The organism is Pseudomonas sp. MWU12-2029, assembly GCF_023242425.1.
GTDB lineage: Bacteria > Pseudomonadota > Gammaproteobacteria > Pseudomonadales > Pseudomonadaceae > Aquipseudomonas > Aquipseudomonas kribbensis.
In genome coordinates, this window is record NZ_JALJDY010000005.1 from 396144 (window position 1) to 420176 (window position 24033).

At 60.7% G+C, this 24033-nt stretch carries 20 protein-coding genes; 7 read left to right on the plus strand and 13 right to left on the minus strand.

From position 1 onward, the window contains the following. Nucleotides 1-111 precede the first annotated feature (111 nt). The 4 genes from M5B44_RS15105 (at nucleotide 112) to M5B44_RS15120 (ending at nucleotide 6561) form a co-directional block, all read left to right on the plus strand. Nucleotides 112-801 carry a response regulator transcription factor gene (locus M5B44_RS15105; RefSeq protein WP_114882989.1) on the plus strand — a complete coding sequence of 230 codons (690 nt, stop codon included), beginning with the start codon at nucleotides 112-114 and terminating at the stop codon, nucleotides 799-801. Nucleotides 802-905: 104 nt separating this feature from the next. Further along, nucleotides 906-2324 (plus strand): efflux transporter outer membrane subunit, encoded by a 1419-nt coding sequence (locus M5B44_RS15110; RefSeq protein ID WP_248739697.1) that lies wholly within the window; start codon nucleotides 906-908, stop codon nucleotides 2322-2324. Continuing rightward, a complete protein-coding gene (locus tag M5B44_RS15115; RefSeq protein ID WP_248739698.1) occupies nucleotides 2321-3487 on the plus strand; it encodes an efflux RND transporter periplasmic adaptor subunit in 1167 nt (388 codons plus the stop codon). The genes M5B44_RS15110 and M5B44_RS15115 overlap by 4 nt, the downstream gene beginning before the upstream one ends. After that, a complete protein-coding gene (locus M5B44_RS15120) occupies nucleotides 3484-6561 on the plus strand; it encodes an efflux RND transporter permease subunit (RefSeq protein ID WP_248739699.1) in 3078 nt (1025 codons plus the stop codon). The genes M5B44_RS15115 and M5B44_RS15120 overlap by 4 nt, the downstream gene beginning before the upstream one ends. Nucleotides 6562-6564: 3 nt before the next feature. On the opposite strand, the gene M5B44_RS15125 is transcribed toward M5B44_RS15120, so the two are convergent. After that, the gene (locus tag M5B44_RS15125; RefSeq protein WP_248739700.1) at nucleotides 6565-7629 is read right to left on the minus strand and encodes a YncE family protein; all 1065 of its coding nucleotides are present in this window, start codon (nucleotides 7627-7629) and stop codon (nucleotides 6565-6567) included. A 37-nt stretch (nucleotides 7630-7666) separates the two neighbouring features. Next, nucleotides 7667-9526 (minus strand): ABC transporter ATP-binding protein, encoded by a 1860-nt coding sequence (locus M5B44_RS15130; protein WP_134826850.1) that lies wholly within the window; start codon nucleotides 9524-9526, stop codon nucleotides 7667-7669. A gap of 297 nt (nucleotides 9527-9823) precedes the next feature. Here M5B44_RS15130 and M5B44_RS15135 point away from each other — a divergent pair, with 297 nt between their 5' ends. After that, on the plus strand, nucleotides 9824-10264 hold the full coding sequence (locus tag M5B44_RS15135; RefSeq protein WP_085709877.1) for a hypothetical protein: 441 nt from the start codon (nucleotides 9824-9826) through the stop codon (nucleotides 10262-10264). Nucleotides 10265-10324: 60 nt separating this feature from the next. Here the strand turns inward: M5B44_RS15135 and M5B44_RS15140 are convergent, their stop codons facing one another. The 10 genes from M5B44_RS15140 to M5B44_RS15185 all read right to left on the minus strand — a co-directional run bounded on the left by M5B44_RS15140 (nucleotide 10325) and on the right by M5B44_RS15185 (nucleotide 20426). Then, nucleotides 10325-10804, minus strand: a complete 480-nt coding sequence (locus M5B44_RS15140; protein ID WP_412546972.1) for an NADAR family protein — start codon at nucleotides 10802-10804, stop codon at nucleotides 10325-10327. Nucleotides 10805-11015: 211 nt separating this feature from the next. Further along, nucleotides 11016-11939 carry an enhanced serine sensitivity protein SseB gene (sseB, locus tag M5B44_RS15145; RefSeq protein ID WP_248739702.1) on the minus strand — a complete coding sequence of 308 codons (924 nt, stop codon included), beginning with the start codon at nucleotides 11937-11939 and terminating at the stop codon, nucleotides 11016-11018. A gap of 442 nt (nucleotides 11940-12381) precedes the next feature. Continuing rightward, nucleotides 12382-12786, minus strand: a complete 405-nt coding sequence (locus M5B44_RS15150) for a DUF4259 domain-containing protein (RefSeq protein ID WP_248739703.1) — start codon at nucleotides 12784-12786, stop codon at nucleotides 12382-12384. 359 nt (nucleotides 12787-13145) lie between these two features. Continuing rightward, complete coding sequence (dmpG, locus tag M5B44_RS15155) at nucleotides 13146-14165, minus strand: 4-hydroxy-2-oxovalerate aldolase (RefSeq protein ID WP_119426306.1); 1020 nt, start codon at nucleotides 14163-14165, stop codon at nucleotides 13146-13148. A 10-nt stretch (nucleotides 14166-14175) separates the two neighbouring features. After that, complete coding sequence (locus M5B44_RS15160) at nucleotides 14176-15117, minus strand: acetaldehyde dehydrogenase (acetylating) (protein WP_248739704.1); 942 nt, start codon at nucleotides 15115-15117, stop codon at nucleotides 14176-14178. A gap of 58 nt (nucleotides 15118-15175) precedes the next feature. Further along, nucleotides 15176-15967 (minus strand): 2-keto-4-pentenoate hydratase, encoded by a 792-nt coding sequence (locus M5B44_RS15165; RefSeq protein WP_248739705.1) that lies wholly within the window; start codon nucleotides 15965-15967, stop codon nucleotides 15176-15178. After that, nucleotides 15964-17715 carry a bifunctional 3-(3-hydroxy-phenyl)propionate/3-hydroxycinnamic acid hydroxylase gene (locus tag M5B44_RS15170; RefSeq protein ID WP_248739706.1) on the minus strand — a complete coding sequence of 584 codons (1752 nt, stop codon included), beginning with the start codon at nucleotides 17713-17715 and terminating at the stop codon, nucleotides 15964-15966. The genes M5B44_RS15165 and M5B44_RS15170 overlap by 4 nt, the downstream gene beginning before the upstream one ends. 13 nt (nucleotides 17716-17728) lie before the next feature. Further along, a complete protein-coding gene (locus M5B44_RS15175; protein ID WP_248739707.1) occupies nucleotides 17729-18739 on the minus strand; it encodes a VOC family protein in 1011 nt (336 codons plus the stop codon). 9 nt (nucleotides 18740-18748) lie between these two features. After that, the gene (locus M5B44_RS15180) at nucleotides 18749-19618 is read right to left on the minus strand and encodes an alpha/beta hydrolase family protein (protein ID WP_248739708.1); all 870 of its coding nucleotides are present in this window, start codon (nucleotides 19616-19618) and stop codon (nucleotides 18749-18751) included. A gap of 169 nt (nucleotides 19619-19787) precedes the next feature. Then, nucleotides 19788-20426 (minus strand): TetR/AcrR family transcriptional regulator, encoded by a 639-nt coding sequence (locus M5B44_RS15185; RefSeq protein WP_167748762.1) that lies wholly within the window; start codon nucleotides 20424-20426, stop codon nucleotides 19788-19790. Between the two features lie 162 nt (nucleotides 20427-20588). On the opposite strand from M5B44_RS15185, the gene M5B44_RS15190 reads away from it, so the two are divergent. After that, the gene (locus M5B44_RS15190; protein WP_248739709.1) at nucleotides 20589-21662 is read left to right on the plus strand and encodes an amidohydrolase family protein; all 1074 of its coding nucleotides are present in this window, start codon (nucleotides 20589-20591) and stop codon (nucleotides 21660-21662) included. Between the two features lie 111 nt (nucleotides 21663-21773). Next, nucleotides 21774-23069, plus strand: coding sequence for an OmpP1/FadL family transporter (locus M5B44_RS15195; RefSeq protein ID WP_248739710.1), 1296 nt, complete (start codon nucleotides 21774-21776; stop codon nucleotides 23067-23069). On the opposite strand, the gene M5B44_RS15200 is transcribed toward M5B44_RS15195, so the two are convergent. After that, entirely contained in the window at nucleotides 23070-24023 is a 954-nt protein-coding gene (locus M5B44_RS15200) for a fumarylacetoacetate hydrolase family protein (protein WP_248739711.1), read from the minus strand. It abuts the gene before it with no gap. Nucleotides 24024-24033: the final 10 nt, after the last annotated feature.

The window sequence follows — 24033 nt, forward strand, 5'->3', positions numbered from 1 at the left end:
TGAACCACTCACATCATCAGGCAGAGATGGCATAGTGTGGCAAAGCCTGCGGTTGCGCCACGTTCCCGCCGGATAAATAAAAGTTCAGGTTGGCTTGATGGAGTAGGTGCCTTGCGCATTCTCGTGGTTGAAGACGACGCCCAGACCGCCGCTTACCTGCTGCGCGGTTTGAGCGAAAGCGGGCATGTGGTCGATGTTGCCGGCGATGGCAACAGCGGTCTGGACATGGCGCTGGAAGGCATTCACGACGTGCTGATCGTCGACCGGCGCTTGCCCGGCCTGGACGGCATTGGCCTGATCAAGGCCTTGCGCGCACGGCAGGTGCGGGTGCCGATCCTGATGCTCAGCGCCCAGGCCTCGACCGAGCAGAAGGTCGAAGGTTTGCAGGCCGGTTGTGATGATTATCTGGCCAAGCCTTATGCCTTCGCCGAAGTGCTGGCGCGGCTCGAAGCCTTGCTGCGCGGGCGCGATCAGGTCGCGGGGCCGGCGCGGCAACTGGTGGTTGGCGAGCTACAGCTGGACTGCGCCACGCGCACAGCGGTGCGGCGGGGCAAGGTGATTGCCTTGCAACATCGCGAAGCCCTGTTGCTGGAAAAACTCATGCGCCACAGCGGCCAGATCGTCACCCGCGACATGCTGCTCGACAGTGCCTGGGACTACGATTTCGACCCCAACAACAACGTCATCGACAAACACATTCATCGCTTGCGGCGCAAACTCGATGACGGTTTTGACTACTCGCTGATCCGGACCATCCCCGGCGCTGGCTACAGCTTCCAGACAACGCCCGAGCAAGGCTAAACAAAAGTTTATCTGCCGGGGAACGCTCTGGCAGGCGCCCCTCGCTATCTTCGCCGCATTCGTGGATCGCTCCACAAAGGCTCAAGCGGGGAGACAGCTTGCTCATGTCGGTTCCAAAGACCAAGGCGCGCAGACGGCGCGTTGCATTTCAATCATCGGCGACGCTGATTCTGCTGGGCGTATTGACCCTCGGTGGCTGCTCGATGGTGCCCGAGTATCGGCAGCCCGAGTTGCCGCTGGCCCAACAGTGGAACGCGGCTTCTGGCGGGCAATCCGCTGCGGGCGGGCAATGGTGGCGCGAGTTTCACAGTGCCGAGCTGGATCAGTTGATCGACCGTGGGCTGGCCTCCAACTTTACCCTCAAAGCCGCGATCAGCCGTATCGACGAGGCGCGGGCCTCCGCGCAGGTCACCGGCGCCGGGCAATATCCGGCGCTGAATCTGGGCGGCAACTATCAGCGCCAGAACAACTACGGCACCACACAAAAGCGCAGTGTGTTTGCCGAAGCCACCTATGAAGTGGATTTCTGGGGCAAGCAGCGCGCGGCCGCCGACTCAGCCGATGCCCTGGCCAACGCCACCGCGTTCGACGCCCAGACCCTTCGCATGAGCCTGAGCGCAAGCATCGCCGACAGTTACTTTCAGGTGCTGTCGCTGGAAGAGCGCCTGCGTCTGGCCCAGTCCATCGCTGACGATGCCCGTCAGGTGCTGGATCTGGTGGAAATCCAGGCCAGTCAGGGCGCCGTTTCCAATCTCGAAGTCGCCCAGCAGCGCAACGCCATGCAGACCTTTGAAGCGGCAATGCCGCCGCTGCGTCAGCAGCGGGATCAGGCGCTGTATCAACTGGCGGTGCTGGTCGGCGCGCCGCCCGAGGGCTTCCATTTGCAGGGTGACAGCCTCGGTGCCGTGCAGGTGCCGCAACCGGCGACCGGTCTGCCCATCGGCCTGCTGCGTCAGCGGCCAGACATTCAGGCTGCCGAAGCGCGGCTGAAATCCGCCAACTTCGACGTCGGCGTGGCCCGTGCGGCTTTCCTGCCCAACCTGTCGCTGGACCTGCTGGGCGGTATCGACACCCTCGCCGGCGGGCAGATCTGGAGTGTCATCGGCACCCTCGGGCAACCGGTGTTTGCCGGCGGCCAACTCAAAGGTCAGTTGCATTTCGATCAGGCCCACGTTCAGGAACTGACCGCCAGTTATCGCGAGTCCATCGTCGAAGCCCTGCAAGACGTCGAGACCCAGATCAGCGCTGCCCGTGAACTCGACAAGAGTTACGCGTTGAACGCCTCGGCAGTGGATTCGGCGCGGGAAGCGGCGCGTCTGGCGCAGGTTCGCTACCGCCTCGGCTCCACCGACTTCCAGACGCTGCTGATCGTCGAGCGCACGCAATATCAGGCCGAAGACACGCTGTTGCAGGTCCGTCTGCAACACCTTCAAGCGGCGGTCGGCCTGTTCCGGGCCTTGGGCGGGGACTTTTCCGCTGACGCTCTGGCACTCAATTCTTCTGTTCAGGTGACTCATCCATGACTGTCCTGCACCCACGTCGTCGCGCCGTTTTCCTGGGCGTCGCGGCTCTTTCGCTGGCGGTGGCCGTCGGCGGGTTTCAATGGATCAAACAGGCTCACGCTGCGCCGGTAAAAACTGATGCCGGCGCGATCCCGGTACAGATGACCCAGGTCAGCCGTCAGGATCTGCCGGTATGGATCAGTGCCATCGGCAACGTGCAGGCGCTCAACAGCGTCAATGTGCGGGTGAGGGTGGACGGCGAGTTGCAGAAAGTCCTGTTCAACGAGGGGCAGACCGTCACCGCCGGCAGCCTGTTGGCCGTGATCGATCCACGGGTCTATCAGGCCCAGGTCGCCCAGGCTCAGGCCCTGCTGGCCAAGGATCAGGCGCAACTGGCGAACCTCAGGGTCAATCTCGATCGGGCCAGCAAACTCGCTGCTGCCAAGGCCGGCCCGACCCAGGACGTCGACACTTTCCGCGCCCAACTGGCCGCGCAACAGGCGACGGTGCAGGCTGACCAAGCGGCGCTGGATGCAGCGCGGCTGCAACTGGAGTTCACGCAGGTCAAGGCGCCGCTGACCGGTCGCACTGGCCAGCGTCTGCTGGATGTTGGCGCGATTGCCCACGGTGCCGAGGCGACGGGGCTGGTGACGATTACCCAGATGAATCCGATCTCCGTCGCGTTCGCTGTCTCCCAGGATGATCTGGCGGAAATCCTCGAAGAGAACGCCAAAGGTGCCTTGCAAGTTGTCGCCATGACCCGCGATGGCCAGCAGGAAATCGCCAAAGGTCATCTGAGCTTTATCGACAGCCAGGTGACAGCGGCCAGCGGGCAGATCCAGCTCAAGGCGCAGTTCGACAACGCTGATGCCAAGCTTTGGCCGGGTGAGTTGGTGAGTGCGCGCCTGCTGGTGCAGACCCATCGCGACGTGGCCGTTGTCCCCGCCGATGCGGTGCAACTGGGGCGTCAGGGCAATTTCGTCTATGTGGTCGATGCCGATCAGCGGGTGCAACCGCGTCTGGTGGACGCCGCCAATGTGGTGGATGGCAAGCAGTGGATTCGCCAAGGCCTGAACGCCGGCGAAACCGTTGTGGTGCAGGGCCAGTCGCGGGTCGCACCGGGGTTGAAGGTGATGCCGGTAAAGACTGACACCAGCGCCGACCTGGCGGAGGCCGCCCGATGAATGCGCTGGCCGGACTGATTCAACGGCGTGTGGGGCTGAGCCTGCTGGCGCTCGGCGTCATGCTGCTCGGGGCTTTCGCGTACTTCCAGTTGCCGGTGGCGCCGCTGCCGACGGTGGATTTCCCGACCATTCAGGTCACCGCGAAACTCTCCGGGGCGAGCGCGGAAACCATGGCCTCTTCGGTGGCGACGCCACTGGAACGGGCCTTCGCCGCCGTGCCGCAAGTCACATCGATGACCTCGTCCAGCGCCGCCGGCAAGACCCAGGTGGTGCTGCAATTCGACCTGTCGCGGGACACCGACGGTGCCGCGCAGGACGTACAGACGGCGATCAACACCGCCACGCCGAACCTGCCCAAGACCATGTCCAGCGCGCCGACTTTCAACAAGGTCAACCCCGCCGAAGGCACCGTGCTGTCGCTGGCGGTGACGTCGCCGACCCGCACGCTGCCGGAACTGGATCGCTACGCCGACAACTACATCGCCCAGCGCCTGTCGCAAATGCCCGGTGTCGGGCTGGTGGATTTTCATGGGGAGCAGAAACCGGCGGTGCGCGTGCAGATCGATCCCGATGCGCTGGCCGCTCGCGGTCTGACGCTGGAAGATGTGCGCAGCGTGATTGGCGTCAGCACTCTGGATCAGCCCAAGGGCACGCTCGACGGTCAGAGCCGCTCGATCACCCTGGGTGCGACTGACCAGTTGCTCGATCCCCAGCATTATCGCGATCAGGTCGTCGCCTATAAAAACGGCATGCCGATCAAACTCGGCGATCTGGGCCGGGTGATCGCCGGGGCCGAGGACACTCAGCAAGCCGCGCAACTGGGCGGCGAACCGACGGTCATCGTCGACATCCACAAGCAACCGGGTTTCAACCTGCTGTCGACTATTGCCGCGATCAAGGCCAAGTTGCCCGAGCTGACCGCGTCCTTGCCCCGCGACGTGCAGGTGCAAGTGGTGGGCGACCGCACCCAGACCATCGAAGCGTCGGTCAACGACATGCAGTTCACCTTGCTGCTGTCGATTGCGCTGGTGGTCGTGGTGATCTTCGTGTTCCTGCGCAAGGCCACTGCCACGCTGATTCCCAGCCTGACGATTCCACTGTCGCTGGTGGCCACGTTCGGTGTCATGTATTTGCTCGGCTACAGCCTCGACAACCTGTCGATCATGGGCCTGGCGATTGCCGTCGGGTTCGTGGTGGACGACGCCATCGTGGTGATGGAAAACATCGTCCGACACCTGGAGATGGGCAAATCGCGCCTGCAATCGGCGGTCGATGGTTTGCGTGAGGTGGGCTTCACCATCGTCTCGATGACGGTGTCGTTGATTGCGGTGTTTCTGCCGATCCTGTTGATGTCCGGCATCGTCGGGCGCTTGATGCGCGAGTTTGCGGTGACCGTCAGTGTGGCGATCATCATGTCCGGCATCGTCTCGCTGACCATCACCCCGATGCTCTGCGCCTGGCTGCTCAAACCCCATGCCGATCAGGAAGAGGGGCGTTTTGCCCAGGCCTGCGAGCGCGTCTTCGAGCGGTTGCACAACGGCTATCGCCGCAGCCTGGACTGGGTGCTCGATCATCAGCGCATCACCATGGCCGTGGCCATCGCCACGCTGGCGGCTACGGCGGTGCTGTATGTCGGAATTCCCAAGGGTTTCTTCCCGCAGCAGGACAACGGTCTGATTCAAGGCGTGGCGGAAGCGGCGGCGGACATTTCGCCGACGGCCATGCGCGCGCAGGTCAACCGTGCGGCGGAGATCATCGGGCAGGACCCGGCGGTGGCGCGGGTGTATTTCTGGATCGGCCCGAACCCGACGGTCAGCCAGGGCAAGGTGATGATCAACCTCAAGCCGTTCAGTGAGCGCACGGCCAGCGCCGCGCAGGTGATCCAGCGCCTGCAACCGGCGCTGGACGGGTTATCCGGGGTCAAGGTGTTCATGCAGGCCAACCAGGACATCCAGATCGGCGGCCGCGCCAGCAAGACCCAGTATCAGTACACCTTGCAAGACCCGGACAGCGTCGAGCTGGATCACTGGAGCGGGGTGCTGCTGGCCAAACTCAAGACCTTGCCGCAATTGCAGCACGTCACCTCCGACCAGCAGCAGGCCATCCCGCAATCGACGCTGGTGATCGACCGTCCGACCGCTGCGCGTCTGGGCGTGACCGTGCAGGCGATTGATGACGTGCTGTACGACGCATTCGGCCAGCGGCAGATCGCGACCATGTTCACACAGCTGGATCAGAACCATGTGATTCTGGAGCTGGACCCGAGCTGGCAAACGTCCACCGCCACCCTTGAGCATCTATTTGTTCGCGCAAGCTCCGGGGCGCTGGTGCCGCTGAACCTGTTGGCCAGCCTCAAGACCGAACAGGTGCCGATCATCATCAACCATCAGGGCGTGTTCCCGGCCATTACCCTGTCGTTCGACCTTGCGCCGGGGCATGCCCTGAGCGAGGCGGTCAGCGCGATCAATCAGGCGTCGTTGGCGGTCGCCATGCCTGACACCGTGGCGGGCAGTTTCCAAGGCACCGCCCAGGCATTTCAGGATTCGCTGAAGTCGCAACCGTGGCTGATTCTGGCGGCGATCCTGACGGTCTACATCGTGCTAGGGGTGTTGTATGAAAACGCGATCCACCCGCTGACGATCATCTCGACCTTGCCATCCGCCGGTTTCGGCGCGCTGCTGGCCCTGATGCTGTGCGGGCAGGATCTGTCGGTGCTGGGGATGATCGGGATCATTCTGCTGATCGGCATCGTCAAGAAGAACGCGATCATGATTGTCGACTTCACCTTGCAGGCGCAGCAGCGTGGATTATCGCCTCGGGATGCGGTGAGGGAAGGGTGCCTGTTGCGCTTGCGGCCGATCCTGATGACTTCGCTGGCGGCATTGCTGGGGGCCGTGCCGCTGGCGTTCGGGCACGGTGCCGGTTCGGAATTGCGTCAGCCGCTGGGCATTGCGATTGTCGGTGGCCTGGCGGTTTCGCAGATCCTGACGCTCTACACCACGCCGGTGGTTTACCTGTGGTTCGAGCGTCGGCGGCGCAAGGCACACGCCGCCGAGGTCATCGAGGCTTCCTGACGACTACTGCGCCTTGTAGGTCAGGACGGTGAAGGTGTCGGGGTGAAATTCCGGGTCGGGTTTGGGTTGCTCCCGGCTCGGCGCCGGCTGGGTGAAGTCGGCGGTGAAGAGATAGGCCTGACTGCGTTGGGCGTCGAGCACCATGTTGTGCGCCCATGGCCGGGTCCCGACGGTGCCGCGCAACTGGTATTGTCCTTGATCGTCGCGCTGGACAATCGCAAGGCTGGCGTCGGCGCCGCTGGGCACCAGCAACTGGTCTTTCTCCCGATCGTAAGCCAGCGCGTTCACGGCGCGGCCGATGGGCAGGGTGCTCAAGGTCTTGCCCGTTTTCAGGTCGGCGACTACCAGAGTCGGGTCAGCGCCACGGCAGGCCACGAACAGGCGTTGACGCGATTCGTCCACGGCCAGTGCGCTGGGTTTGCTGCAACCCTTGAATGTCCAGAATTGCTGCTGTTCAAGCTTCGCCCCTGAAAGCACGGCGACTTTATCTTCGTCGCGCATGGGGACGATGAAGTGGCCGTTTTCAAGGATCACCGGGCCATCGAGTTTTTGCGCAGGAATGTCCACCGCATCGGTCAGGCGATCGGTCTTGGCATCGATCAGATACAGCGTCGAATGATCGCCGCGCCGGCCGCTGGTGACGATCAGCCGGTCGCGGCTGGCGTCGTAAGCCAGATTGTTGAGATTGCCCGAATCGAGCTTGAGCCGCTGCAGCACTTGCAGCCGATCCAGCGCCACGATGCCCAGCGTTCCATCCATGTTGGCGATATAGGCGCGGTTGCGTTCCGGCACGAAAGCAACGGCGTTGGCGCCGGCGGAGTTGTCGAGGGTCTTCAGCAGTTTCTGCTTATCAACGTCGAACACCGACAGGCCGTTTTCGCGGCGGGCCACGAACAGTTGCGCGCTCTGTGGTTGCAGGGCGGCGAAGCCCCAACTGTGACCGTCACCGGGCAATGCCTTGGCGGCGTTCAGGGTGTACAGCAGCGGCGCGTCGGCCTCGGCATATTGGGCGCCGGACAGGCAGACCGTCAGGACGGCAAGCGCTCGCCAGGTTTTTGCAAATACCATTCAAAACCTCAAAATTTCAATGTTCGGCAGGAACGGTTCATGCCCGGTCCATCGCCTCATCCAGCCCTTGATCCTCACCGAGAAAACCGCCGCTCTGATGCTGCCAGAGCCGCGCGTAGGTGCCGTTTCGTTCCAGCAGTTCGGCGTGGGTGCCTTGTTCGATGATGCGACCCTCGTCCATGACAATCAGCCGGTCCATGGCGGCAATCGTCGACAACCGATGCGCGATGGCGATGACGGTCTTGCCCTGCATCATTTCATCGAGGCTTTCCTGGATGGCGACTTCGACTTCGGAATCCAGTGCACTGGTGGCCTCGTCGAGCAGCAGGATCGGCGCGTTCTTGAGCATCACCCGGGCGATCGCGATACGTTGGCGCTGGCCACCGGACAGCTTGATGCCGCGTTCGCCCACCAGCGTGTCGTAACCGGTGTGACCCTGGCGGTCGCTCAGTTGGCTGATGAAGCCGTCGGCCTGGGCGTTGACCGCAGCACGGTGAACCTGCGCATCGGTGGCGTCCGGGCGCCCGTAAGCAATGTTGTCGCGGATCGAGCGGTGCAGCAGCGACGTATCCTGAGTGACCATGCCGATGGCGCTGCGCAGACTGTCCTGCGTCACTTGTGCGATGTTTTGCCCGTCGATGCGAATCGTACCGCTGTCGACGTCATAGAAGCGCAGCAGCAGATTGATCAGTGTCGACTTGCCGGCCCCGGAGCGGCCCACCAGACCGATTTTTTCCCCGGCGCGGATGTGCAGGCTCAAGCCGTCGAGCACCTGGCGCTCACCGTTGTAGTTGAAGTGCACGTTGTCGAAGGTCACGGCGCCGCCGGAAGGCACCAGCACGCCGGCGTCGGGCGCGTCTTGCACCTTGGGGCCGCGGGTGAGGGTGGCCATGCCGTCCTGCACGGTGCCGATGTTTTCGAACAGCGAGGTCATCTGCCACATGATCCAGTGGGACATGCCGTTGATCCGCAACGCCATGGCGGTGATCGCGGCCACCGCGCCCGCACCGACCTGACCCTGATGCCAGAGCCACAGGGCATAGCCGCCGGCGCCAAGGATCAAACCGACCACCAGGGCCTGATTGACGATTTCGAACTGACTGACCAGACGCATCTGGCGAAAACCGGTGAGCTTGAAGTCTTCCATCGCCGCCCGCGCGAAGTGCGCTTCACGGTTGGAGTGCGAGAACAGTTTGACGGTGGTGATGTTGGTGTAGGCGTCGGAAATACGCCCCGTCATCGACGAGCGCGCATGGGCCTGTTCCTGCCCGACCTGTCCCAGGCGCGGCACGAAATACAGCATCGCCAGCCCGAACAGGGCGACCCAGGCAATGAACGGCAGCATCAGTTTCAGGGCAAATCCACCGGCCAAAGCGATGATCGCAATGAAATAAACGCCGATACCGGGGGCGATTTCGATGATCGTGAACAGCACTTCGCGTACGGCCAGCGCGGTCTGCATCACTTTGGTCGTGACGCGGCCGGAGAATTCGTCGGAAAAGAACGAAAGGCTTTGCCGCAGCATCAGGCGATGGAAGTCCCAGCGCAGGCGCAGCGGCAGGTTGATCGCCAGAATCTGGTGCTGGACCATCGTGCGCAACGCCACGAGACCAATGCTGGTGAGCAAGACGATGGCGATGCCCCACAGCACACGGCTTTCCTGACCGCTCGCGGCGCCGCCGGCCTGCCAGGTCGAGAGCAGGTCCACTACTTGCCCGAGAAACGAAAACAGCCAGGCTTCATAGATCGACACGCTGGCACTGAGCAGCGCCAGCGCAAGCACGTAGCCACGGGCACCCCGGGTGCAGGCCCACAGAAAACGCATCAGGCCAACGGGCGGTGGCGGCGCCTCGTCGGGCGGGAAAGGATCGAGCCTGCGTTCAAACACGCGAAGCATAAGGGTCTCCGAAATGATCAGGTTCAGGGGAGTATGCCATCTTCGCCGCTGGCCCCGGATAGGAGGACAGCGATCGCTCGGCGATCTTTGACCATTGGTCAGTTCTCAATACTATCCAACAGGGTAAAGACTAATTTTTTATCCGGGTCAGCGAAGTGACAGTAGCCCTTGGGAAACGATCACTTTAGCTGAGCCCGGTGACGCATCTTTCAGGATGGATCTTGAAAGGCGCGGAGCATCGTTCGTTCGATGCGTAACGGAGCACCCGCGCCTTTTCACTTGTTAAGGAGAACGCAGATGGCAAGCAATCGAGTACTCGAAACCTCAGACAAAACAGCGCTCGTCGAAGCCGAGGTGTATCGCTGGTACAACCTGTTTTTCCCGTGGTCACGCGGCATGTCTTCGCAATCGGAAGGCGCCATTAAGCCTTTGTACGATGCGCTGGCGGACGATTTTCGCGTGGTGCTCACGGATGGCCAGATCATGGAACGGGCCGACTATTGGGAACGACTCTGGGGTCTGCATGGCAAGCGTGCCGGAAGCCCCGAATCGCATATCACCAATCTATCGATCACGCCGTTACCCGGTGGCTTTTTTCTGACGGTGTTCGACCTGGTCAAGGACGGGATCACCAAGAAAAAAGTCGACTCGGCGCTCATGCGTCTTGATGAGAACTCCCCATCGGGTATTTCGTGGATTTACGTCCATGAAAGCGAGCATGAGAGGGCGGCCGCGTAAGGTTTCCGATTTCACTTCTGTGCGCCGGTCGCGGTGTCAAATCGCCGCGACCTGGGCGAATCATTTTTCGTCGCGGATCTGCATCAGCGCGAACCCCAGCAGGTTCAGGCCTTGCCACAGGTCGGGATTGCTCGCGTTTTTGTGGTCCTGGGCGAGCCCGATGCCCCAGATGCTGTCGACCGGACTTGCCTCGACGATGATGCTGGAGCCGGTTTCCTTGAGGAACGCATTCAGTTCCGGGTTTTGCGAGAACTTGGCCCGGTTGGCCCGGACGACGATCTCGTATCGATGTTCCAGCCATTCGTGTTCGTTGAAGCCGCGCACCTTTCGGCCAAGCGCCTTGGCTGCGTTGGGTGTGGGCGCCTGGAGCACTTGAGCACGAATGTCCTGATCACCGAACAAGGCGGCCTTCTCGGCCATCATGAAATGTTCGGCAGTCGCGTAGCGTTGCCCGTCGACAACGAATTCGGCTTCAAACCACTGACTGAAGCACGAAGCAGTGACGCCGTGCTTGCTGCGCTGGTGTCCCCAGAAAAACATGAATTCAAGCGCCTCTCCAGAGTTGAAGCGGGAGCGGAGGTTTTCCAGATATTTTGAATCTTGCAATGAGGTTTCCTCAGCAATGGGCTTCGAGGTGAGAGATTTACCATGACGGAGCAGGTTAAATTTCGATCGATGGGATTACTTGTCTTCGCTGGTCACAGTCTTCTCGGCACAACCCTCTGCACCGTTAGCGCGGCTTTGTTATTTGTCACGCCTTGCCAAAGCCAAACAATGAACGCAACCAGCCTGCCGGCTTCCTTTCATAGAAGGGGATGGTTTGCTTGAGGAAGTAATCGCCAAGGCCCGGATCACCTTCCTGAACGCGGTACAGGTCCACGGGTTCGCCATCCGGAGCGGTGTCTCCGGCAACGTTACCGGCTTCGAGCATGACCCGTTCAAAATCGCCGTCCGCTTCGATACCAACGACCAGATGAGGCTTTTGGTCAGACGATGCGTCATGCATCAACGCCAGAAACGCGCGCTTTACGTTGCGATGTTTTGCGAGTAACTGACTGAGCGAGTTGACCATTTTCGACGGATATTGCGACGGCTGCCCGAGGAGCACTCGGGTGTCCTTTGCGACGGTGCGCTGCACCGGCTTTTGACCGATCTCATCGGAGAGCAGATGGCGCACTTCCTCCGGGAAAAATTCTTTCCCGTAGGGAGACTTCGGATTGAGGAGTAGCGGGGTGCCCAGTGTGATTTCAAACAGCGATCTGGCCGGGATCTCGATGTAGGATTCTTCACTGTTGATGGATTTTTGTAGCGTTTGCAACGAAGAAAAAAACGGTATGACAGCGGAGCCGTCGGGCTTTTGCCAATGCGCGATGCTGATGTTGCTGCCCGCTTCAAGGCTGGACAGACCTTCGCCAGTACCGGTTGTGCCAAGGATGTAGATAGTGGAATTCAACAGTGTCTTGAAAAAGTCGGGTCGGTGGGCCGGTTCGTCCGCCGCCAGCCTGAGTGACTTCTCGAGGGTGTTTTCTTGCTGGGTATCCATGATGTCCATCGGCAGTTCCATCAAAACAGACAAAAAAAGAGTTACGAGAGCGTGCAGTTTTTCACGCTGCTGTGAAAACAGGAAGAACAATAAGGGGACCAAGCCTGCGCACACTTGGCCGTTGCGCTTCACGTTTGCGCACCTCTGGCTGTATCGTGATGCCTGCGGGCACGTCTCAGGCCGATACCCACTGAGCGGCGCTGCGTTAGAATCGCGTCATGTGAATGAGCGATCAGGTCTGTTCGATGGATGATGCAACAAAGGCGCGCCTACAGTGGCTGGACGAGTCGGCCAGCGATCATGGTTGGAACAATCGTGAGGAAATTAACGCGAGTGAAAAATGCATTTGCAGCGCCTGCGGCCAATGGTCAGAACCCGCCCAAATCACAAAGTGGTACAACGAAAGGCACGCCTGTTGCCCTCATTGCGGGTTGACCGGTGTTGTTGTTGGCTCCAGGTCGGGGCTGCCGCTTGAGGCGTACGAGAACTGCCGAATCCCTGAGTAGAAGTAGAAAAGAGTAGAAAAGGGGACTGATTTATTTGCTGAGAAGTTAAGTCAGTCCTCTTTTCGATACTATCGACCTAGCGATGCTTTTATAAGGCGCAGTCCGTCTTGCCAAGACTCGTATTCGTCACTCTCGATCCAAAGCTCCGCGAGCTCTGAGTTTTCGGATAACACACGCTCAATGACCACTTGTGCTTTGGTGAGCAGAGCCGAACCTGGTTTAGTCGTTTGACTCTTCACCCAAGTAGATAGCGCCTCATCAAGGGCTCCAGGGATTTCCTGGCCGTTGAGCAAAGCCAAAACCGCTGCAGCAGCTATCCCACGGTCCGCCTCTGGAGCCTCCAGATACTCATCCGCTGCAATTACATCCTCCAGCGCTGACTGGATCAGGTCGAGATCGCTGGACTCGCTCAGTTCAATAGCAAAATCAGCTGCTTCGTCGTTCCCAAATGCATGAATTGACCATGTACCCATCGATAATTCGTCCTTTAACATCGGTGCTGCAGCACCAAGAATTTACGCAGTTCGGAAGTGCGGTTGCAACCTGCGGGTTTTTTTCGTACGCGAAGTAAAAGTGCTGATTACTTGTTCCGCATAAGCACATACGCTTCACCGCCGTTCCGGTCATGCTGAAGAATAAAGTTGTTGTCCTGGATACGCACCTTCGATGGCACACGACCTGCTACCGGCGTTTGCGAGTAAGTCTGTGCGGCGCTCAGCAGCTGGCGGGTCAGACGGTGCGCACCAGGGCTGACCTGACAGCGCTCGGCACATGCACTTATCCAGGACCGGCCCACCGCTGCGTGGGCGGCAGGCCGGCAATGTTGCGTGGTTCAACGCTTGAGCAGGTCCAGCGCGACGTCGACGATCATGTCTTCCTGCCCGCCAACCATGCGACGCCTGCCCAGTTCGACCAGTATGTCCAGAGTCTTGAGGCCGTATCTGGCAGCGGCAATTTCGGCGTGGCGCAGGAAGCTTGAATAGACGCCGGCATAACCCAGTGCCAGGGTTTCACGGTCGACCCGTACCGGGCGGTCCTGCAACGGACGCACGATGTCGTCGGCGGCATCGAGCAGCGTGTAGAGGTCGGTGCCGTGGTTCCAGCCGAGACGTTCGGCGGCGGCGATGAACACTTCCAGCGGCGCGTTGCCGGCGCCGGCCCCCATACCGGCGAGACTTGCATCGATCCGGTCGCAGCCTTCCTCGACAGCGGTGATCGAGTTGGCGACGCCCAGCGACAGGTTGTGGTGGGCGTGCATGCCGGTTTCGGTTTCCGGTTTCAGAACGGCTTTGAAAGCCCGGAAGCGCTCGCGAACATCCTGCATGTTCATCGCGCCACCGGAGTCGGCCATGTACACGCAGGTCGCGCCATAGCTTTCCATCAGCCGGGCCTGGGCCGCCAGGTGCTCAGGGGCGATCATGTGGCTCATCATCAGGAAACCGACGGTGTCCATGCCCAGTTCGCGAGCATATTCAATGTGCTGTTTCGAAACGTCGGCTTCCGTACAGTGCGTGGCGATGCGCACCACGCGTGCGCCGGCGTCATAGGCGGCCTTGAGGTCGTGCACCGTGCCGATCCCCGGCAGCAGCAGGGTGGTGATTTTGGCGTGCTCGATGACATCGGCCGCCGCTTCGATCCACTCCAGGTCGGTATGGGCGGCGAAACCATAGTTGAAGCTCGAGCCCTGCAGGCCGTCGCCGTGGGCGATTTCGATCGAATCGACCCTGGCCTTGTCCAGTGCGCGCGCAATGTCCTGAACATTCTGCAGCGAGTACTGATGTCGGATGGCATGGCTGCCGTCGCGCAGGGTCACGTCGGAGATGTAGATTTTCTTGCCGGGATTGAATGTCATGTCGGGCCCCTCAGGCGTTGAGCATCGACTGCGCCATGCGCTCGGCGGTGGCCAAGGCAGCGGAGGTCATGATATCGAGATTGCCGGCGTAGGCTGGCAGGTAATGGGCGGCGCCTTCGACCTCAAGGAATACCGAGGTCTTGAGGCCGCTGAAGCGTCCCAGTCCCGGAATGTTCAGGGGGGCCGATTCGGCAATGACGTCGAACTGAACCTTCTGTTTCAGGCGATAGCCCGGCACATAGGCCTGGACGGCCGCCACCATCTCCTCGACGGAAGCCTCGATCTGCGCCTGATCGGCGGTTTCGGACAGCACGAACACCGTGTCACGCATCATCAGTGGCGGTTCGGCGGGGTTCATGATGATGATCGCCTTGCCTTTGGACGCCCCACCCACCATTTCGATGGCCCTGGAGGTGGTTTCCGTGAACTCGTCAATGTTGGCGCGGGTGCCGGGGCCGGCCGATTTGCTGGCGATCGAAGCGACGATTTCGGCGTAGTGAACCCGGGCAACACGGGATACGGCGGCGACCACTGGAATGGTCGCCTGACCGCCGCAGGTGACCATGTTGACGTTGAGTCGATCCAGATTTTGCTCCAGATTGACCACTGGAATGCAGTAAGGGCCGATAGCTGCCGGAGTGAGGTCGATCAGGCGGATCCCCGGCTTGATCGAGCGCAGGCGTTTTTCGTTCTCGATATGGGCGCCCGCCGAGGTGGCATCGAAGACGAAGTCGATGTCCTTGAACGCGTCCATGCGGGTCAGGCCTTCAACCCCCTCGTGGGTGGTCGCGACGCCCATGCGTTCTGCGCGGGCGAGACCGTCGGATGTGGGGTCGATCCCGACCATCACCGCCATTTCCAGGTGTCTGGCGTTGCGCAGAATCTTGATCATCAGGTCGGTGCCGATGTTGCCGGAGCCGATGATGGCGACCTTGAGTTTGGTTTGACTCATGGGAGCAATCTCTCAAATTGGCCAGGCCACGACAGCCTGGCGCAGAAGGACGGGCAGGTCAGATGAAGCGGCAACGGATCTGGCCAAGTCGGGTCAGGTGCAAGTGCAGGCTGTCCCCGGCCACGACAGGCGTCATCGGCCCCAGAGCACCGGAGAGCAGCACGTCGCCGGCCTGCAAGGGCCGGCCCATCCGGGCCATGGTGCGAGCCAGCCACAGACAGGCGTCCACCGGATTGCCGAGGCATGCGGCACCGACTCCGATCGAAGCCGTGGCGGCATTTTTTTCCAGCAGCATGCCTTCCAGCCGAAGGTCCAGCGAGGCGAGTGGAGTCGGCTGTTTACCCAGCACATACAGCCCGGATGACGCGTTGTCCGCCACCGTGTCCACCAGCGATATGTTCCAGTTCTCAATGGCCGAATCGACGATTTCCAGCGCAGGCACCACGTACTCCACTGCCCGCAGCAGTTCCGCGAGGGTCGTATCTTCATATGGAAGATCGCGGCCCAGAACGAACGCAATCTCGCCTTCGGCCTTGGGCTGGATCAACTGACTGATCTGGATTTCTCCGCCATCGGCGATTTCCATATCGGCGAACAGCATGCCGAAATCCGGTTGATCGACGCCCAGTTGCTGTTGCACGGCAGCCGAGGTCAGTCCGATTTTACGACCGACCAGACGCCGTCCCTGGGCGAGGGCCCGTTGGGTGTTGATCTCCTGCACGGCATAGGCGCCGGTCAACGAATCGATACCGAAAGTGGACGAGATCCGCGCACAGGGTTCGCGTTGCTCCCGTGCTCTGGCCAGGGCCGCTGCGGCGTCTTGCAGAATCTTCAATGGGAACTGGCTCATGCGATTTTCCTCAGCAGTCGAGGCTCGTCTGCTACGACTTCAGCGCCGGGGCTCCATTGCAGCTGGAACTTGAGTTCGTTGATGGCCCGATCCAGATCCGCAGCCTCGACCATGGCGAAGGTGAATTTGTCCGGGCGCACCACGGCGACGGCTCCACTGGAGAACCCCGAGCGCTTGAACCAGGCGACCATCTCGCCCTGCACGTCCTCCAGTTCGACCAACTCTTGAGTATTGGAACGATCGGTATCGGCGCCCTGCGGACGGGTGCCGAACGGGAAGAGGGTGGCGAAACGCGTGTGCTGGATATCCAGCAGTTTCCGGGACGCCTGACTCAGATGGACGCGTGGATCGACCTCAAGCCCTATCAAGGCAAAACCGTCGCCCAACAGGTCATCGAGCAATACGCGCTGGCCCTTGAAGGTGCGGACTTCGGGTTGCGGAATCATCCGGCCTTCAGGCGAGCGCCGGTGGCGGCGTGGCATGCCCAGATAGCTGTCAGGGACATAGGTCGGGGCCGGTTTGAAACGGCCTTCGCGAACATAGCGGCCGAGAAACGGCGTCGCCAGGACGGTCTTGACCAGCAGGTTGCGCATCAGGCTGGAAACCGGACTGGACATCGAGACGAAGTCCTTCATCTGCACCGAAATATCAATCATCGCCTTGGCATGGTGGAAGCGTTCGCTGCCATAGGTGTCGAGCAGCCGCTCACCGGCTTGCCCCTTGATCACGGCGTCGATTTTCCAGGCGAGGTTGTAGGCGTCACGCACACCGGAACTCATGCCCTGACCCATGAACTGCGGCGTCATGTGGGCAGCATCGCCGGCAATCAAAACCCGACCCTTGCGCCAATCCTTCGCGACCAGGGCGTTGAAGGTGTAGACCAGCTTGCGTTTGACCTCGAACTTGTCCGGGTCAACGTAACGGCTGATAAGGTTGCGCACCACAGTCGGGTCTTCCATCTGTTCGCGAGTCTGGCCAGGCATCAGCATGAATTCGAAGCGATGGAAACGACCGGGCTGAGGACAGCAGACCGTCGGGCAATCAGGGTCGCAGATAAAGCTGAAGTAGGGCAGATGACGCAAGGCATCCTCGCCTTCCTTCATCTCCAGGTCGACCACCAGCCAGGGTTCGGGAAAGTTCTTGCCGCTCATGCCGATGCCCAAAGCCTCTCGGACCGTACTGCGGCCGCCGTCAGCCCCCACCAGATAGCGCCCGCGAATGGTTTGCGGGTCCGGATCGATTTCGCAGGCCTGACGGGCATCCGTCGCATCACTGAAGCGGAAGGTGCTGGTGGCCTGATGGGTCACGGTCACCCCATGTTCATCCTGTGTGAACTGCGTGAGTTCACGACCACGGGCAACCCGCACATCGGGGTAACGCTCGAGCAGGTCGCTCAGCGTGGTTTCCAGCCAGGGCTGGTAAAGGAAGTTGATGATCGGCCAGCCGTAGGGGCGATCGAGGCGCCAGTACTGGCCGAGGATCTTGCCATTGGCCAGCACCCACTGAGCGGGCGTATCGACTTGCATGTTGGCTGAAAGCTCGGCGGCAACACCGGCCGCCTGCATGACGCGCATGCATTCGTCGTCCGTATAGACCGCCCGGGCGTTGCCGTAAAACATCGGCTCGCGTTCCAGCACAAGCACCGACAGACCACGCTTGCCGAGCAGATGCGCCAGCGTGGCGCCCGTCGGGCCAAGCCCGGAAATAATCACGTCGACGCTCGTTACAGACTCGTTTTTGTTATTCATGACGATATCTCTCTTACAGCGGTGAATATTCGGGCTTGAGCAACGAACGTGTGCCACGGGCGAAGTTGCCCAGGTTGGTGGTCAACGTGTGCCAGGCACCGCTTTTCTCCGGGCGATGCCCCCAAAGGCTGATGCCTTGATAGGAGGTTGTGCGCCAAAGAGCCTCATCGACCACCCTGGCGTTGCAACCCAGTTCCAGCTCGAAACCGCTGGGGGTCATCACGTAGAACGATTGCTCACGGTCGTTGGGGTGCTCTCCGATTTCGTGGGCCATTTCGAAACCGAGGGTCCGGCAGCGCAAATAGGCATTGGTCAGTTCGCTGACCGAGGTGGTCAGCAGGTTCATGTGCTGCACACGGGTACGAATCGGATCCATCGGCAGGCCACGCAAACGGGCGATGGCAATCGAGTGGTGACGTTCGTTGACCCGGAAGAAATCAATGTCCAGGGTCACTCCGGCAATCCGCTCGACGATGTGGTCGCTGGCTCTGGCATCAAATATTTCCTGCCAGAAACGCTGCATCTGCTGTGGCTTGCGCGAGGTGATCGCCAGGTGGCCCATCCCGGCGGAACCGGTGATGAACCCTGCACTGAGCATGTTCAGTGGCTTGTCGCTCAGCAGCGGCTCCCAGAACAGCTCGACGGCCATGCGTTTGGGGCCGAGCACCCGCCAGAACCTTTTCACCCCACGTTGTGCGGCTTCTTCCGGCTGGCTGGGTTGCGCTTCGATACCGAGGCGTTGCAGGCGCTTGAGCACTTCGTCGAGGGTGGACTGGTCGCGTAATTGCCAGCCGACGGCAAGAAAATCTTCCTGCGGACCGCGCTGGATGATGATCCGCCGCTGGTGCTGATCCATACGAAAAGCCAGGGTTTGTTCGTCCGAGCTGGCCAGATGCAGGCCGATGCCGTGCTGGAGCAACTCACGCCAACGCGCCAGGTGGCGGGACTCGATCAACGCATAGCCCATGCTGCTGGCGCCGAAGATGTCCGGCGTTGTTCGACTGATCGTTGCTTGATTATTCATGACGACAACTCAGCGCTTTGTGCGACTGGCGAGGAACGCCAGGGTCACGGAGTTGAATTCGTCCGCACGTTCCCACTGCACCCAATGACCGGTCCGGCTGAACAGGTAGAGGTTGCAATCCGGCATGCGACTGCGCAGCGCCTCGCCGCCGCTGGGACGATTGACCTTGTCGTCCGCCCCCCAGAGCACCAGGGTCGGAACCTGGCAATGCTTGAGGCGTGAATCGCGGGTGAAGTCCCAGCGCGAGAAGCGGGGAATGCCCGTTGGCCGGCGCAGGGGAGGGGCTGCAACGACCTGCGGGTCGATACTCGCCTCGAAACGCTCGCGGATCATCTCGTCACTGACCTGGCTGCCGTCATACACCAGGTAGTCGCGGATAAAACGCGTGATCTTGGCCAGCGTCGGGCCTTCACCGTTGTAGTAGTCGAGCAACAGCTTGAGACCCGGTGTCGGCAGACTGCGAGTGGTATTGACGCCACCGGGGCCCATCAGCACCAGAGCCGAGACACGGCCGGGTGCATCCAGCGCCATGCGCAAGGCACAGGCACCACCCAACGAGTTGCCCACCACGTGAGCGCTGCTGATGTTCAGGGTGTCGAGCAGGCCGAGCATCGCCCCCGCCAGATCGCCGAAGGGGTCCTTGCGATCCACACCTTTGGTGGATCGGCCGTAACCGGGCATGTCGACCACAATGACCCGGAACTGCCGGGCAAGCGATTCGATATTGCGCGAGTAGTTGGAGAGTCCCGAGGCTCCCGCTCCGCCACCGTGAAGCATCAGCAGGGGATGGCCGACGCCCGTTTCGCTGATGAAAATCTGCCGTCGACCCACTTGTACCGTTCGCGAGGTCAGGGCAGGAAGAGGTTCTTTATTGTTCATTGTCAGTTCCTGGCGTAAGGCACTACGACCCGGGCGGTGGGTCAGTGCTTGCGACAGACTCTAACACTCAAGATTAGAATTGAACAACAGTGTTCAATTGTCTTTTTGCGGGCAATAAAAAAGCCAGATTCCCCAAGGGATCTGGCTCTAGAAAAATCAGAGGAGGACATCAGGCTGCGAGAAGGGGTAGATCCTGTGTAGCAATGCCGCGCGCTTCATCGGCTGGCACGCCGAGCGCCCTGAGAACGAATTCGGCCATATCGGAACCCGCGTCGCGCCAGGTCTTGTGCCCCTGAAGTACCAGCATCGTGGCCCCCAGCACGCCGCCACCGATCATCGCCATCACCGAAGGCAGTTGCTCCTGTCGAAAGCTGTATTGCTCACTGCTCAGGCCGCTGAGCACATCGTGCATGGGTGGGCCGCTCCACATCTGTTGCAGCGTCTCATTGCTGGCCCCGTAGCGCACGATAAAGGCTCCCCAGTGCGGCTCTTCATGGGCGCGGCGGATATACAGGCGGATACCGGTGGCCAAGCGGACGGCGGGGGATGCATGGGGATCCGTACTGCGCGCGGCCCTGTCGTTCATCTCGGCACTGAGCTGGCTGGCGACATCTTCGAACAGCGTCTCCACCGAGTTGAGGTTGTTGTAGATCGTGCCGCGCGCTACCCCGGCGATCTGTGCCAGTTCGCTGACATTGACTTCTTCGACACGTTTCTCGACAAACAGCCGGATCGCAGCCTCATGGATGCGCTTCTGCACGGGACTGAGTTTCAAAGCAATGAGCTCCAACGGAGAGATTCCGGACATTGAACAAGCGCGTTCAAAATAAAGCAAATCAGCGTTTGCCGATCATTGACATAATTGAACACAAATGTTCAATATTGATCTCGAAAGTTGTACGCCCACCGAGCACGGTTCTTTACCCAATGGCCGCAGGTGCTCGGTCGAAGCCCAAACAAGAGAGTCAGCATGTCAATCAAGCAAGGCCGTATCGATGTCCACCATCACATCATTCCCCCCGCATTCGTCGATGCGATGAATACCAGAGGGCTGCACTCCGTTGCGGGTGCGCCGCTGCCAGACTGGACCCCGGAAAAATCCATTGAGGTGATGGATGCGAACGGCATCGAACGGGCGATCACCTCGCTGTCTGCGCCCGGCGTCCACTTCGGTGACGGGGTCCAACAAGCCAGCGAGCTGGCGCGACGCTGCAACGAGTTCGCCGCACAGATGCGTACACGCTACCCGAGCCGCTTCGGCAACTTCGCGGTGCTGCCGATGCCGTTCACCGAGGCCGCCTGCCGTGAAGCCGTTCATGCGCTGGACGTACTCAAGGCCGAGGGCATTGTTTTGCTGGGCAGCACCGACGGGGTATTCCTGGGCGATCCACGCTTCGACGAACTGATGGCCGAACTCGATCGCCGAAAAGCCGTGGTATTCATCCATCCCAACATGCACCAGACCAGCGAAAGCATTGGTCTGCAGACCCCGGGATTTCTCATTGAGTTTCTCTGCGATACCACGCGCGCGGCGGTCAATCTGATCCTCAGCGGGACCATGGAGCGCTATCCCGGCATTCGCTGGATTCTGTCCCACTCCGGCGGCTTCCTGCCGTTTGTGGCCTGGCGTGTCTCGCTGGCCAACATGTTGCCGGAATTTCAGCAACACGCGCCGCAAGGCGTCATGACCTATATCCGTCGTTTTTACTTCGACACGGCGTTGTCACCATCACCTTATTCCATGGCGGCGCTCAAGGAGCTGGTGGAACCGTCACACATTCTTTTCGGCAGTGACTTTCCCTTCGCCCCGGCTCCCGCCACGGCGCTGCAGTGCCGGACGCTGGAAAGCCTGGAGATGTGGTCGCCGGCGATCATGCATGGCATCAACCGTGCCCATGCACTCAGTCTGTTTCCGCAGTACAGCCAGCCCAATGAAGTGGTCACCCCGGCACCGGTCTATGAGGGCGAATCCTTCTCTCAACGCTTGCGACGCAGCATGACCCGACCGATCGGTGCGCTGGCCGAGCGGATGCGCAAACGCTGAACCAAACCCGTCGCCATGGATGGCCGGCGACCTAACACATCATTGAATCCAACGATCCATCCGCGTGCCTTGGGTGTTCGCGCCCGCCAAAAAAATAACAAGAGCCAAATCATGACAATAAGAAATCAGCTTTGCGTGCTGGGGCTTTGCCTCACCTCCACTCAACTCCTGGCCAACGGCCTGCAAATCAACGAACAGAGCATCAGCTCGGGAGGCAAGGCTTATTCCGGCCGGGCTTCTGATGTTCAGGACGCCTCGATCGTTTACGGCAACCCCGCCGGCATGTCCCGCCTGGCGGGTGAACACGTCAGTGGCAGTCTCAGTTTCATCGATGTCAGTTCGCGCATCAGCCAGGTCAATACCACGGTGTCGGGCACTTCACACGGCGATATGGTGCCTGATCCGATCGTCGTGCCATCGGGCTTCTACACGCTGCAACTCAACGAGGACTGGCACATTGGGTTCGGGGTTTACGCCCCTTTTGGCGGGAGCACGGACTACGAGAGCAACTTCCAGGGACGCTACCGCAGCTCGCAGACTCAGGTGAAGGTCGTCACCTTGCAGCCGACGGTCAGTTACCGGATCAATGATCGACTGTCTGTGGGGTTTGGGCCGACGATCAACCGCATCGACGGGCTGCTCGAAAGCAAGATCGCCAACAGCGCGGTGGGCGGGCAGGGCGACGGGACCGTCAAAGTCACCGGCGACGACACGGCAATGGGCTTCAGTCTGGGCATCCTGTTCGACCCGCTCGACGACCTGACCCTGGGGCTCACCTATCACTCCAGAGTCGATTACAACCTGAGCGGAAAGACCAAGGTCTCCGGTGCCAATGGATTGCTGGCACCGATCCCGGTGCTGGGGCTGCCGGGACTCAACGGTAAATATGACGCGAGCCTGGATTTCACTTCACCGGAAACGGTCGATGCCTCGGCGACCTGGCGCATCAATGAACGACTGGATGTCTCCGCCGGCGCGTTGTGGAGTCGCTGGAGCCGCGTGCAGGAATTGAGGGTGCTGAACTCCGGCGTGCCACAGGCCTATGGCCCTTTCGATACGATCCTCGAAACCCTGAAGTGGCGTGACACCTGGTCGTTCTCCACCGGCATAGCCTATCGCCTGAACAAGCAATGGAAGGTTCGTGGCGGGATCGCCTATGAGCCGACGCCGATGCCCAATCAGTACACGTCCACCCGTGCACCAACGGGAGACCGGAAGATTTTCACGGTTGGCCTGAACTGGCAGATGACCGATCAGACCTCTCTGGATCTGGGATACGGCTACATCCACGAAGATCCGGTGAAGGTTTCACAGGACACGTCCCAGGGCGGGCTGCGTCCGGGTTACAGCGCCACCTACCAGAACACGGTCAATGGCCTTGGGCTGCAGTTGAATCACAGCTTCTGATCAGTCTTGCTCGACGACAAGATTGCGCTGGACACCCAGATCGACAATGCCGTCCGCGCTACGGATTCTCGCCTCGACCCTGTCGCCCGGCTTGAGGTAGCGCTCGCGACGGGCCTGGGCCTTCAGAAACAGTTTCCACTTGAGGGCCTCGGGCAGCAGGGCGGCAATGCGCTGGGTGGCGGGTGATGGAATGGCCAGCGCACAGCCGGCCGGAGTGCCTGTGGCAATCAGGTCTCCGGCCGCGAGATCTTGCACGGCAGACAGTTCTGTCAGGGTCTGCGCAGGGGGGTAAACCATGTTCGCGGTATTGTCGTCTTGGCGCAGTTGGTCGTTGACGGTCAGGCGCAGCTGCAAGGCCTTGAGGTAGTGCATCTGGTTGGCTTCCAACAGACACAAATAAGGCCCGACCGGGCCGAAGGTGCGGAAACTTTTGCCTTTATAGAACTGCATCTGCGGAATCTGGATGTCCCTCGCCGAATAGTCATTGACGATGACCAGTCCGGCCACGAACTGGTGCAGGTTGCTGTCGTCAATCTGGACCGGGCCGTTGATGTCGCTGCGCATGACCAGGCCCAACTCGATCTCGTAGTCGAGAAAGCGGACATGGCGTGGCTTGATCAGGTCGCTGTCGGCCGGGCAAATGCAACTGGCTGCCTTGGTAAACATCATGTTGTACGACTTGGCGTCCGGATCCATCCCGGACTCGATCATGTGCTGACGGTAGTTGGCACCCTGACAGACAAACTGCTGGTTGCGGGTGACCGGGGAGAGCAGTCGCACTTGATTGAGGTCGAGTGTCGGGCTCTTCAGGTCGCGCAACTGCTCGATGCTGACTTGCCGGATGAACTCGCCGGTTGTCGCGTATTGCCCAGAAACGGGCGTGATGCGCTGATTGTGAATACGTCCCCATTGGACGGTGTTCTGATATTCGAAACGGACAACCTGCACAGCCATGACAACGACT